Source organism: Paenibacillus sp. MAEPY2 (genome assembly GCF_000499205.1).
Lineage (GTDB): Bacteria > Bacillota > Bacilli > Paenibacillales > Paenibacillaceae > Paenibacillus > Paenibacillus vandeheii.
In genome coordinates, this window is the sequence record NZ_AWUK01000011.1 from 1 (window position 1) to 12090 (window position 12090).

Annotated in this window: 12 protein-coding genes; 6 read left to right on the forward strand and 6 right to left on the reverse strand. The window is 43.3% G+C overall.

The window, feature by feature from the left end:
- Positions 1 to 359 precede the first annotated feature (359 nt).
- Positions 360 to 1658, forward strand: coding sequence for an NCS2 family permease (locus tag P364_RS0109520; RefSeq protein WP_024629906.1), 1299 nt, complete (start codon positions 360 to 362; stop codon positions 1656 to 1658).
- Positions 1659 to 2160: 502 nt separating this feature from the next.
- Positions 2161 to 2946, forward strand: coding sequence for a glucose-1-dehydrogenase (locus tag P364_RS0109525; RefSeq protein ID WP_024629907.1), 786 nt, complete (start codon positions 2161 to 2163; stop codon positions 2944 to 2946).
- A gap of 158 nt (positions 2947 to 3104) precedes the next feature.
- Here the strand turns inward: P364_RS0109525 and P364_RS0109530 are convergent, their stop codons facing one another.
- Complete coding sequence (locus P364_RS0109530; protein WP_024629908.1) at positions 3105 to 3695, reverse strand: TetR/AcrR family transcriptional regulator; 591 nt, start codon at positions 3693 to 3695, stop codon at positions 3105 to 3107.
- Between the two features lie 190 nt (positions 3696 to 3885).
- Here P364_RS0109530 and P364_RS0109535 point away from each other — a divergent pair, with 190 nt between their 5' ends.
- A complete protein-coding gene (locus P364_RS0109535; RefSeq protein WP_024629909.1) occupies positions 3886 to 4548 on the forward strand; it encodes a nitroreductase family protein in 663 nt (220 codons plus the stop codon).
- A 367-nt stretch (positions 4549 to 4915) separates the two neighbouring features.
- Here P364_RS0109535 and P364_RS0109540 read toward each other — a convergent pair whose 3' ends face one another.
- The 3 genes from P364_RS0109540 to P364_RS0109550 all read right to left on the reverse strand — a co-directional run bounded on the left by P364_RS0109540 (position 4916) and on the right by P364_RS0109550 (position 7000).
- Positions 4916 to 5401 carry a hypothetical protein gene (locus P364_RS0109540; RefSeq protein ID WP_024629910.1) on the reverse strand — a complete coding sequence of 162 codons (486 nt, stop codon included), beginning with the start codon at positions 5399 to 5401 and terminating at the stop codon, positions 4916 to 4918.
- 211 nt (positions 5402 to 5612) lie between these two features.
- Positions 5613 to 6365, reverse strand: coding sequence for a MerR family transcriptional regulator (locus P364_RS0109545; RefSeq protein WP_024629911.1), 753 nt, complete (start codon positions 6363 to 6365; stop codon positions 5613 to 5615).
- 23 nt (positions 6366 to 6388) lie between these two features.
- Positions 6389 to 7000, reverse strand: coding sequence for a CPBP family intramembrane glutamic endopeptidase (locus tag P364_RS0109550; RefSeq protein ID WP_024629912.1), 612 nt, complete (start codon positions 6998 to 7000; stop codon positions 6389 to 6391).
- 220 nt (positions 7001 to 7220) lie between these two features.
- On the opposite strand from P364_RS0109550, the gene P364_RS0109555 reads away from it, so the two are divergent.
- Positions 7221 to 7760, forward strand: a complete 540-nt coding sequence (locus P364_RS0109555; protein ID WP_024629913.1) for a cysteine hydrolase family protein — start codon at positions 7221 to 7223, stop codon at positions 7758 to 7760.
- Positions 7761 to 8074: 314 nt separating this feature from the next.
- On the forward strand, positions 8075 to 9004 hold the full coding sequence (locus tag P364_RS0109560) for an alpha/beta hydrolase family protein (protein WP_024629914.1): 930 nt from the start codon (positions 8075 to 8077) through the stop codon (positions 9002 to 9004).
- A gap of 111 nt (positions 9005 to 9115) precedes the next feature.
- Here the strand turns inward: P364_RS0109560 and P364_RS0109565 are convergent, their stop codons facing one another.
- Positions 9116 to 9730 (reverse strand): TetR/AcrR family transcriptional regulator, encoded by a 615-nt coding sequence (locus P364_RS0109565; protein ID WP_024629915.1) that lies wholly within the window; start codon positions 9728 to 9730, stop codon positions 9116 to 9118.
- Positions 9731 to 9882: 152 nt separating this feature from the next.
- On the opposite strand from P364_RS0109565, the gene P364_RS0109570 reads away from it, so the two are divergent.
- Positions 9883 to 10521, forward strand: a complete 639-nt coding sequence (locus tag P364_RS0109570; RefSeq protein WP_024629916.1) for an ABC transporter substrate-binding protein — start codon at positions 9883 to 9885, stop codon at positions 10519 to 10521.
- A gap of 158 nt (positions 10522 to 10679) precedes the next feature.
- On the opposite strand, the gene P364_RS0109575 is transcribed toward P364_RS0109570, so the two are convergent.
- Complete coding sequence (locus P364_RS0109575) at positions 10680 to 11960, reverse strand: glycoside hydrolase family 125 protein (protein WP_024629917.1); 1281 nt, start codon at positions 11958 to 11960, stop codon at positions 10680 to 10682.
- Between the last annotated feature and the right edge of the window lie 130 nt (positions 11961 to 12090).

A 12090-nucleotide genomic window follows, 5' to 3' on the forward strand; every position in this document is an offset into this window, starting at 1 on the left:
TGTTCTGTCATCGGAGTGGCGAGTGTAAATATTCTTTAGTTCAATTTATATAGAAGAACAGTTTGAGAAAAATCGGAATGAAGACAAAAACGAATGAATACTCCATTTCATTTCTATATAGTTCGTAAATAACTGTGAACAATACGTTAATTCGTTGACAAGGAGTGTTGTTTTTATTAAAATTCGAAAGGGGCATCAGGTTAAAGCAGAATGAGTATCTTTTCATTGGTTTAGAATCTTAGCTTTTTAATCCTAATGACGAATATAGGAGCGGTAATATTACAATCCTATTACGATGATTAGGATTTTTTTGTTTTTGGCTTTGGAGAATAATTTGAAAGTTGGAGGCTGGCTTTATCATGGACAACTGGTTCAAACTAAAAGAAAGAGGCACGACCGTTTCAACTGAGATCATCGCAGGAATCACGACATTCTTCACGATGGTATACATAGTTATCGTAAACCCAGGAATACTCAGCAGCACGGGGATGGACTTTAACGGAGTATTCATTGCTACGGTGTTGGCGAGTATTGTGGCGACGCTGATTATGGGAATAGGGTCCAATTACCCGATTGTTATAGCGCCTGGTATGGGTTTGAATGCCTTTTTCGCCTATAGTGTAGTTGCCGGATATGGCGTGTCTTGGCAGGTGGCACTAGGTGCGGTATTTATAGCAGGGCTCTTGTTTATTATTTTATCGCTTACCTCATTTCGTTACATGCTGCTTGATGCCATTCCTGCGAGCCTTAAACACGCCATAACAGCAGGGATCGGATTGTTTATTACAACCGTAGGCCTGCAAAATTCAGGAATTATTGCTGATTCAGAATCAAATTTAATTACGATTGGTAACTTGGCAGAGCCAATGACTTACCTGACCATTATCGGATTGATTATCACTGTTGTGCTTATGGCGTACAATGTAAAAGGTTATCTGTTCATCGGAATGGTGGTCACAGCGATACTTGCCTGGATCATGGGACTGTTTCAAATGCCGGAATCGATTGTATCCATGCCGCAAGGCCTCACGACAACGGCTTTCCAACTGGATTTGGCGGGTGTGTTCTCTAATGGTTTGTATACCATCATATTTACCTTCCTGTTGATCACGCTGTTTGATACGACGGGGACGATGCTCGGAGTTGCTGAACAAGCAGGTTTGCTGAAGGAAGGTAAATTTCCGCGCTCACGCGGCGCCCTACTAGCTGATGCGGTAGGGACTACCACAGGCGCTTTGCTTGGAACGAGCCCAACATCGGCTTATATCGAGTCCAGCACAGGGGTGGCTGCAGGGGGAAGAACAGGACTGACGGCAGTAACAGTAAGTGTTCTGCTTGCTCTTACTTTGTTCTTTACACCTATCGTAAGTGTGATATCAGGTATCCCGGCGATTACTTCTCCGGCTCTGATTATTGTTGGCTATTTTATGATTAGTGTAATCAGTAAAATCAATTGGAAGGACCTCGAAGAAACATTTCCTGCTTTCCTGATTATCATTCTTACTCCATTGACGCACAGCATTGCGACAGGCATTGGCGTAGGCTTCATTTTCTATCCGGTACTCAAGCTGCTTCGCGGAAAGGGCAAGGATGTTCATCCGATATTCTACATTTTTGCCGTATTATTCTTCATTCAGCTTGTATTCCTGGATCACTAAGAAACGGTTAAGAAACTGTCTAGTCAATGGGGCTTTTGAGAGCCCCATTTCATATTAGCGTTTCGGCATTTTGCTCTCATCCATGTACAGCGAGCTAACCCTAGAGTTCAATTAAAAGGGACCGTTTCTGTACAATTACCGCTGGCTCTTGTTGGGATCACAATTACGATTGTACGCGGTACGCTGGCAACAGATCCGGTGAATTGATGTCAAAGGAAGAGAATATAACCCATTGAAAATCATCTTCTTTAGCGGCTTTTTTCGTATTAACAGGTCAGCCAGTGTTTAATGGTTGGCCTTTTTTGTGGTTGTTTACTATGAGGCGCGAGAGTTTTGTAGGTTCGGGAAACAAAGCATTAATGGAGTGACTGAATATGAATATAAATGATGATACTGGGATCATGGTCAACTCCTCTGGACTGGTCAGATCATGTTTATGGCGGAACGAATTGGTTAATGTAATTTTGAACATATCAGTCAATGCAGACAGGAGGTAATCAGGATGTATACGGATCTTCAAGGACAGACAGTTGTCATTACCGGAGCTGCTACTGGCCTGGGAGAAGCGATGGCACTGCGTTTTGGTAAGGAAAAAGCAAATGTTTTGATCAATTACTACAGTAGTAATCAGAACATACAGCCCCTCATTGAAGAAATCAAATCGTACGGTGGGCAGGCTATTGGTGTAAAGGGAGATGTCTCCAAAGAAGAGGACGTAAAGGAGCTAGTGCAGGCGGCGCATGAACATTTTGGCTCCCTGGATATTATGATCAACAATGCCGGCATTGAGAACGAGGTTCCGTCAGAGGAGCTGAGTTTGAAAGACTGGAAACGGGTCATTGATGTGAATCTAACCGGAGCTTTCCTCGGTTCAAAGGAGGCCGTGAATTACATGCTAAAGCATGATATCAAAGGCCGAATCATCAATATTTCCAGTGTACATGAAGTTATCCCATGGCCGCATTTCCTTCATTATGCCGCGAGCAAGGGCGGGGTCAAGATGATGACTGAGACGCTAGCTCTGGAGTTTGCGCCAAAGGGCATTCGTGTGAACAGCATCGCACCGGGTGCAATTAACACGCCCATTAACGCAGTTAAATTCGCCAATCCCAAACTGCGAACATCGGTTGAGGATCTGGTGCCGCTCGGTTATATCGGAAAGCCGGAAGAAATTGCAGCGGCTGCCGTATGGCTCTCTTCTTCGGAATCCAGCTATGTGACAGGTATTACCCTGTTCGTTGATGGAGGCATGACAAAATATCCTTCCTTTCAGGGCGGACGTGGGTAATCGACAGACTCAAATGAAGCATAGCAGACCGAGCAACGTTTGGAATGTTACAAACCAGCCTACTATGTATTTTTAATAGGGGCTGGTTTTTTGTTAGTTGCAGTAAATGGGTAAGCATTTGAGGAGAAGCAAGGGTCCCTTAAAATGTATCCCAGGTGCTATCCGAGGAGTTCTTTGGCTCCGTTCATCATTAAGGGCATTGTCTGTTTAACGAATGCTTCCGCACTTAATTGACACCCTTCATTGTTCCAAACGTAAGCGGCCCCATACATCCCCCAACTTAACATGATAGAAGATGTATTTATTAATAAGTATGCGTTTGGACTTGATAGCATCTTGTCTTTATCTATAAAGGATAGGAGAATCGATTGGATTTTTTCCTTTATTTGAATTTCGAATACAGATCCAAGCGATGTATACCTTCTTTTGCACATCGTGCTTAAACCCTCGTGAAAATCGCACACACCCAGAAAAACACTCTGAATGGTTTCTTCATTTAATACTTCGTGACCGTTTATTCTGCGATTTATGATTGTCATGAATGATTCCATTAATTTTGCTTCCAGAATCTCAAATTTATCGACAAAGTGCGCATAAAAAGTCGCTCTGTTAACCGTTGCACGCTCTGCAATATCCCTAACGGTTATCGATTCAAAATCTTTTTCTTGAGTTAATGAAGCAAAAGCGTCCTGAAGGAGTCGCCGTGTACGTTTCACACGAGGATCAGCATCATTTTTTTTAATTGTCATCGTTAAGATCTCCCCTAATAAAACGACATTATAGAAGTAGTGTTGTCTATCCAACGGTTTATGTTTATTGATGATTGCGTACCATTCGGTTGGTATTATACCATATAAATACAACAAGTGTTGTTCAAACTACTTATGTTGTATTGAAAGAAAATAAAGAATGCTGCTTTTCAAAAGGGAGGAAAGAAACATGCCGGTTTCACAACCATTTGTAACAATGGGGCACCAACTTTTTTTTGATGTTATTGGAGAACGCCGTTCGGTTCGTAGTTATAATGCCGAAGCCAAGATTTCGCGGGAGGAATTGACCGACATATTGCGACAAGCCACGTTGGCTCCTTCAGCCGCTAATCTGCAGCCATGGCGTTTTCTCGTTATCGATTCGCCGGAGCTGAAGCAGAAGCTGCTTCCAATCGCATTCAATCAACAGCAAGTCGTCGAGGCTTCGGCAGTCATTGCGGTACTCGGAGATTTGGAGTGTTATACATTGGCCGAGAAAATCTATGGAATGGCTGTCGAAGCGGGTTACATGCCTGCAGAAACAGCTAAATCGTTCGTGGAACGCTATACTGGGATGTATTCGAGCATGCCACCCGAGGCTATCCACGAAAAAGTGTATACCGACGGGGGGCTAGTATCGATGCAGCTCATGCTTGTCGCTCGTGCTAAAGGCTACGACACGGTATCGATGGGCGGCTACGACAAACAAAAGCTCAAGGAAGCTTTCCGCATATCAGAACGCTACATTCCGATTATGTTAATCGCCATTGGCAAGGCGGCGAAGCCCGGTCATCCGACGGTGAGGTTGGCAGTTGATGATGTAGCTTTCTTTAACGAAATGCCTAACGAATAACAATATGTAAAAGACCCTGGCGCCGCATAAACAACAGCAAACTATGGTCTTTTACAGTTCTAAGTCCTACTCATGGAATCATGAGCTTAGATGTTGCAATACAAAGATATGTCTGGCATGGGCAACATCATATTGCACAAATAAATCAACCGGAACGAGTTTACGACTTTATCGAAAATAAAAGAGTGATGCCACTCAAAATTGCCATATCGATTGCCGATTCCGTCGGTTTTTATATGGGAAATACCAAAAGATCTCTTCACTAGTGAAGAGATCTTTTGGTGTGCAACAACTTTTTAAGAAAATCACATTACATAATAATAACGGATGAGAGCTTGAATCCACTTGCAAGGCCTGTTTATGGTGTCTAATGTCCACCTGTATTGGAAGCCCAGACAGGATACCAGTCCAAGGCCGGATTTTCATTGTTGTACAGTACCAGATTGCCGTCAGTTTGCATGATCAACACATTACCTCTAAGATTGGCTGGCACATTGTCTGCTCCATACCATGCCTTAGCCCACGCCAAGTTATCCGATGTCCAATAAGGTGTGTTTTGCGGATCTGATATGACCAACTTACCGCTGAAATAATTAATCTGGAGTTTATGTATTCTCGTGTCTTTAGTCTTGGAGTTCCATATCATCGTGCGTGTCTTGACGTCCCAGATTTGCGCATCGCCCCAGTTATCAAATTGAAACGAAAATCTGTTATTGTTTGACACTAACCCTCCACCAGCGACATTATACATTGTGTCATAAATCAACCGATCTCCACTCGCAGCGGAAGTCACAGGGGAAAATGGAATCAAAAACATGAGTATGGCAAGACAAGATAAAAAGACTTTTTTCATATAACATCCTCTTTTCCCGAATCTGTTTTAGTTGCTTGTCAAATATATCATATATTTTTCATTTATGGATAAAAATTCAACAAGCACAAGGACTCATACTGGATCAAGAAAAACAGGAAGCCATATGTTCATTAAACTTGCATGGTAACACGCTTTGTTTGGTGGGGAAATCGGCTGAATCTGCTGGATCGGGAAGAAGAAGGGGATTGGTTCAATCCTTTAGAGAAGAATTCTTCTTCGTATTGAATACCTCAAATGCTTCTTTTAAAAAATCCATGGTATGCTTAGGCACTAACGACTCATAGGGTTTTACGTTTTTATAAAATTCTTCGTTATGCACCTCGTTATAGAAAATCAGATTATTTAATGGAGTATTTGCAACTATGTCTCGCAGCTGCTGCTGGATGCAGGGATGATCTGGTTTAAGATCGTTCACGATAGCTCGATGGACAAGCAATAACAAATTATATAGTTGTCCATCCAAGTACGTTTGCTTAGAGATATCCTCTGGAAACACCTGATCAATAATATCCATAGAGACATACTTTTGAAGCAGCTTTTTTTGAGCCTTCTCAACACGCATGGAATTCATAAGGAGCATGAGTATTTCTGAGTTTGATTCTAAGAGTTGATCTTGCTCGGTTAACAATTGTATTCGTTCAATTAATGCTAAAGAATAATCAATTGCTTCTCTTCTTTGTTGAAGTGATTGTTCTTGAACTCTAATTATTTCTTTGAAAGAATATTTCGGATTTTCCAAACAGACTTTAATTTCGTTCAAGGAAAGTCCTAAACTTTGTAATAATTGTATTTCGTGAAGCCTTTTAAAATCCTCGTTTACATAGATATAATGGTCATTTTCATTTTTTTGTGAGGGGACTAATATTCCAAGTTGTCGATAATGTCGTAATGTACGAACAGTAGTGTCAGCCAGCTTTGCAAATTTACTCACTGTTAATTTCATCTCATTCCTCTTTTCAAAAAAAATCAGTTCTTGTATTTTTTCGCCAGAATAATTCCAATAGAAGTATTATAAATCCCATGGGCAAGCATGGGTGGAATTAACGACCCGGTAAAATAAAAAAGTAGTGCAAAAATCAAACCATTTACAAACACACCTGTGAGGATGCCGACGGCTCCTTTATATTGGGGAACATGTATTACCCAAAATAGAAAAGTGCTTATTAAAATAACGAGCCAATCCACTATTAAAGAGTATCCAATAAATAAACCAATGAGCACGCCTCTAAAAAAGAATTCTTCAAAAAAACCACCGCCTATTGCAGATACAGCTATACCACTTGGTCTAATCATTATTTTTTTAACCATATCTGATCCCTCGGTTTGGGGTAGTTCTGTTCTTGTTTTAATGAATGTATATAGAACAATAGTCGTTATAAACAAACTGGAAATAAGACCAATGAGTATTGCGGATAAAATACTAATCTCATTTGGTATAAATAAGGAAGCTATAAATGGTAACATTTCTCCCCGTTTAACTATCCAAATAAGAACTAATCCAATAAAAAGAAATGTTGTTAGCGTTAGTGATACTCTCAACAGTATTTTGTACGGTTCCTTTGCCTTGGTTTCAGTCATAATGAAAGCTCCTTTTATCACATTTTTTTCATTATAGATTGTGACGTAACGTCCCAAGCAACATTTGCTTTTTGTTCAGAAAAAAGCTCTCGTCCCAAACAAAGGGCAAGAACTTTGTCTAATATCTGATAAGTTGGAAAAAATGATGAATATAATAATGGTTACAGGAAATTCTAACCTCTAGAAATTAATGAAGAAGAAGAGGAGAGGAGAGATAATTATGATCCATAAGCCAGCTTTATTGATTATAGATGTGCAAACCGGATCTTTTATGAATCCTCTCTTTATTCATAACAGTGAAAAATTATTAACCAATATCAAGCAGCTTATTACTTGGGCCCACATAAGTAAGATTCCAGTCATACTTACGCAACATAATGGGAAATTAGGGACAATTACCTCAAAAACGTCTTCAGGCTGGAGTCTTCACCCCGACTTACCCTTGTTAGCAGAAGATGTAAAAATTGAAAAGGACTTTCCGGATTCATTTCAAGGTACCAACCTTGAATCACATTTAAATCATTTAGGCGTTAATCGACTGATTGTCGCGGGAATTCAGACTGAGATATGTGTTGATGCGACATGTCGAAGAGCATTTAGCTTGGGATATGACGTTATTTTAGCAGAAGATGCCCACAGTACCGCGGAGTCTTCCTTATTAAGTGCAGAACAGATCATTTCACACCATAATATCGTTCTACAAAACTGGTTTGTTTCTTTAAGTGACACTCAGAATATCATAATGTCGGTTTCAAAATAAACAAGTATCCATCTACGTTTTGGTTGAGATTTAGCATCATTGTAAGGGAAGGGCCCCCAATTTTGGGGGCCCTTTATGTTTCAAGGTCGGGACAAGAGCATGATTGATTTTAATGGGGCAAGATGAAAGTGACGCTAAATTTACCAATAAGATTGAAGTGTTAGCGGATCAAAATGTGCAATAATTTAAAATATATTGCAAACGGAACAGCGTTCCGTATATAATAGGAACACTGTTCCGTTTAACTCATCTTTATGAGAGGCGGCGGTAACCACAAATCTTATATCTCTTAAAGAAGGGCAGGAACATTTATTATGGAAATTAAGAATAATACATCTTCTCCAATCGTTTCAGTGAAACAGATCGTGCTATCAGCCCCTTGGCGTGGGGAGGATCTGAGAGTGAGAGTATCCGCGCCGACGACTGGTGGAAACTTACCTATCATTGTTTTCTCACATGGCTCTGGCTCGTCATTGGAGGGTTACGGCCCGCTGGTTGATTTCTGGGCAGCACACGGTTTTGTGGTCATACAACCCACCCATCTCGACTCAAGAACAGTGAATCTCCCCAAGGACGATCCCCGCACACCACGGATCTGGCGTTCCAGAGTTGAAGACATGAAGCTCATCCTCGATCAGCTTGATTTTCTAGAAGCTGCTGTTCCTGGCCTGAGCGGGCGCCTCGACCGAAGCCGCATCGCCGCAGCCGGACACTCCTTCGGCGGCCAAACGGCGGGCAATCTTCTGGGTTTGCGAGTTTTCAACCCGGAGACTAAGCAGGAAGAGGACCTATCCGACTCGCGCATCAAAGCAGGCGTGCTGTTTGCCACCGCTGGGCAAGGTGGAGACAGCCTGACACCGTTTGCAGCCGAGAATATGCCGCATCTGAACGTGAGCTTCGCACACATGACTACACCCAGCCTTGTAATCGTTGGGGACCAGGACTACGTCCCGCAAAAGTATCAGTTGACTGTCCGCGGCCCAGAATGGATGGCCGATCCTTACTTCTTAAGCCCGGGAGCCGAGAGTCTGCTCACCCTCTTCGGTGCAGAACACTCACTTGGTGGAATCCCAGGTTATGAAGTCAGGGAAACAACAGATGAAAATCCAGAACAAGTCGCCTTGATTCAGCGAGTCACGTGGGCTTACCTTCGCCATGCACTCGATATTGATCATGACAGCTGGTCAGCAATACACAAGACTTTGGAAAGTGCCAGTCTAATTGGTCGACTTGAATCCAAGTGAAGCTCTAAGAAATGCAAAATGCGCTCCCTTCTCGGCATCAGCCGGTGAGGGAGCGCATTTCGATATTCTGATGGTCTTGCTGCGTAGATGAACTTTGAGCGCTTGGAGATGTTAGCGGTTCGCACGATAGCGCAACCCATCTACGAGCAGAGAAATGATATGTTGCACATGTACCGTATCTCCGTTGTCTACTGCCGTACAGAGGCTCGCGACGGCCCACAGCAATTCGTCTGGTTCGACATCGGCACGTATTTTACCAGCAGTAGTCGCCGTTTCAAGCAAGATTTTAAGAGCTGGACTTAGTTCCTCTACAAAACAGACTGGCAAAGTCTCGTATGCCGGATCCTTTGAATGTAGGGCCGACGCGAGTCCGCGTTTGGTCGCTATGAAGTCCAAATAGCGCAGCATCCATTGCTCTAATGCTTCAACTGGTTCATATTTAGCAGCTAAATCTTCAGCAGCATCTGCGCAAGCATCAATCTCCTGTCGGAAGACAGCCTCTATGAGATCCGAACGCTGTGGAAAATGGCGATATACCGTGCCGACGCCGACGCCAGCCTTCTCCGCAATCTCCCGAATTGGAGCGTCTACTCCTGAAGTTGCGAATACAGTCATCGCAGCCCGGAGCAAAGCATGAATGTTGCGCTTTGCGTCAGCTCGTACGGATCGAACCGTGCAGTCGTAAGACTCTGATTGATCACTGCGGTCTTCCGTTTTGTCGTTCATTAAGTAGCATCCTCCATAAGTAAATCCCCAATTTATAATAATAGAAATCCTCTATTACTGTATATCCGGATAATTGTACTATTAACACTAAAATAAATAAACATCCATTAGATAATCACAATGGAAAATCGAAATAAAAATACGGAAACCTATTGTTTTTTGACTATTGTCTTACGTTGAAAGATCGCGGCTACAAGGTTGTTGCTTATCCCGTGACGCCGCCACTGATCACGACGGAATCCGTTCGCGGCGGGATTGTGGAAATAAATGCAAAGTCAGCACACCCCGTTGAAAGCGTAAAGTTTTTGAATGTGCTTAACACGGACCCGGAGATCCGCAATCTGTTTAACTACGGCATAGAAGGTGTGCATTATACATTGGACAAGAACGGACAGGTGCTGCTGAAATCTTCTGGAGACAGCTACAACGATCCGGTGTCAGTAGTCGGCTATGAAGGTGTGCAGTATACGCAAGGGAACTGGTTCATTCTCAAAACGATCGGCGGAACATATCCCGATCCGTTGGATAAGTGGGATCAGTACCGAGCAGCAAACGCAGAATACGTCAAATCGAACTTGCTCGGATTCACGCCGAATTTAACCCGTATGTCCATTCAGGTCAACCTCATAAAAATGGTTTGGGAAAAGTACTATCCGAGCCTGATGACAGGCAGTGTAGATGTGGATAGGGTACTACCCAAATTCTACGAAGAGCTGAAGCAGGTCGGTCTGGACGAGGTGCGGGCGGAAATACAACGGCAGCTCGACGCTTGGCGTGTTGACCATCCATAGAGGAAGTTGATATCCGAAAGTTTCCCTAATTTCACTAATCCCTAATAACCGGTTGTGCCTTCCTTCTATACTGGATGGCACAGCCGGTTTGTTTATAGGTGGAATACGATACGGTTTTCCTCTATATTTCATTAAAAAAATGTAAGGCTTAAAAGGGCTTATACAATTCCTTTGTCCATCACTTTGCCGATCAGTGTAGCAAACAGACTGTTGGACCAGGCGAACCATTCACGTGAAAAGTCGAAGGGATCATCCGGGTGAAAGCCTTCGTGCATATATCCGGTATCCGCATCGGTCCGAACAAGCATATCAATTAATTCTTTGACCTCCTCATCGTTATCTGCTGTCAGCGCCTGCATGGACAATGCCATATGCCACACATAACCTCCAGGGGTATGCGGACTGCCGATGCCTCTGGCATGTTTACCCTCGAAATAGAACGGGTTATCGAAGCTGAGGGCAAAGCGGCGAGTGTTCTGATAAATTTCATCCTCCACACCCACATAACCAATATAAGGAATAGATATCAGTCCTGGTGTGCCGGCATCGTCCATCAGAGAATAATTACCGTATCCATCCGTTTCGTAGGCGTAAATTCGGCCGTATTTTGGATGATTCACAATTCCGTAGGTACGAATGCCAAAGTCGATCTCCTTGCGCAGCTTCGCTGCCCGGGCCGCCAGTCTTTCGTCCTTATAGATTACGCTTGCCATCTCGCGAATATAGTCCAGAATCACTACAGCGAACATGTTGGAGGGAATATTGTAGCCGAACTCACAGCTGTCATCGCTCGGACGGAAGCCCGACCAGCTCATGCCGGTGTAATTGACAGGCATGCCACGTCCGTTATTGTGCAAAGTCTCCGTATCCTGAAGCGTCTCCCGGATGAAATGGTACGGTGATTTCTCCCCGTGGTACTGTTCCGTTTCGATAACGTTCACGATAGAGGTCAGTGCCTGGTAGCAGGCCGTATCAAAGATATCAGTCTGCTCCGCTTCCTTCCAGTACATATAAGCCAGCTGTACTACGAAGCAGAGGGAGTCCAGCTCGTATTTGCGCTCCCACATCCACGGGTTTAGATTACAGTCATCCGTAGCCCGATAATGTTTGTCATTTGCCGTTTCGTTGAAGGCATTGGTGTATGGATCAATATTGACATAGAACATCTGACGGGCAATCAAGCCGCGGAGAATCCGTTGCAGCGCAGGGTCATTTTTGGCAAAAGGGATATAATGGCGCACTTGCTCCGTAGAATCCCGCAGCCACATGGCCGGGATATCCCCGGTAAATACGAAGGTGGTGCCGTCTTCAAGCAGCTTGGTTGTTGTCTCCAGCGTATTCGGGAAGCAGTTGCGGAACAGTTGCTGCAATTTCGGGTGATGCGCAAGCCGTTCATCGGCTTCTGTAAGATAAGTAGTAATGGAAGCTGGCATGTTCATAGTCTAACTCCTCCTGTAAAGTTAAGATTAAGGTTGTACTTCCGCAGAACAATATTTTCATTTGGTTGGCATTCGTAGCAAATGTTTGCATACCTTCCCGATGATCACAATATGTGACTTATGAAGTGTG

What these genes read in the sequence shown, in the direction of transcription:
- P364_RS0109560 (WP_024629914.1), top strand. Translation starts at nt 8,075, where the DNA reads ATGGAAATTAAGAATAATACATCTTCTCCAATCGTTTCAGTGAAACAG.
- P364_RS0109550 (WP_024629912.1), bottom strand. Translation starts at nt 7,000, where the DNA reads ATGACTGAAACCAAGGCAAAGGAACCGTACAAAATACTGTTGAGAGTA.
- P364_RS0109530 (WP_024629908.1), bottom strand. Translation starts at nt 3,695, where the DNA reads ATGACAATTAAAAAAAATGATGCTGATCCTCGTGTGAAACGTACACGG.
- P364_RS0109525 (WP_024629907.1), top strand. Translation starts at nt 2,161, where the DNA reads ATGTATACGGATCTTCAAGGACAGACAGTTGTCATTACCGGAGCTGCT.
- P364_RS0109540 (WP_024629910.1), bottom strand. Translation starts at nt 5,401, where the DNA reads ATGAAAAAAGTCTTTTTATCTTGTCTTGCCATACTCATGTTTTTGATT.
- P364_RS0109535 (WP_024629909.1), top strand. Translation starts at nt 3,886, where the DNA reads ATGCCGGTTTCACAACCATTTGTAACAATGGGGCACCAACTTTTTTTT.
- P364_RS0109520 (WP_024629906.1), top strand. Translation starts at nt 360, where the DNA reads ATGGACAACTGGTTCAAACTAAAAGAAAGAGGCACGACCGTTTCAACT.
- P364_RS0109545 (WP_024629911.1), bottom strand. Translation starts at nt 6,365, where the DNA reads ATGAAATTAACAGTGAGTAAATTTGCAAAGCTGGCTGACACTACTGTT.
- P364_RS0109555 (WP_024629913.1), top strand. Translation starts at nt 7,221, where the DNA reads ATGATCCATAAGCCAGCTTTATTGATTATAGATGTGCAAACCGGATCT.
- P364_RS0109575 (WP_024629917.1), bottom strand. Translation starts at nt 11,960, where the DNA reads ATGAACATGCCAGCTTCCATTACTACTTATCTTACAGAAGCCGATGAA.
- P364_RS0109565 (WP_024629915.1), bottom strand. Translation starts at nt 9,730, where the DNA reads ATGAACGACAAAACGGAAGACCGCAGTGATCAATCAGAGTCTTACGAC.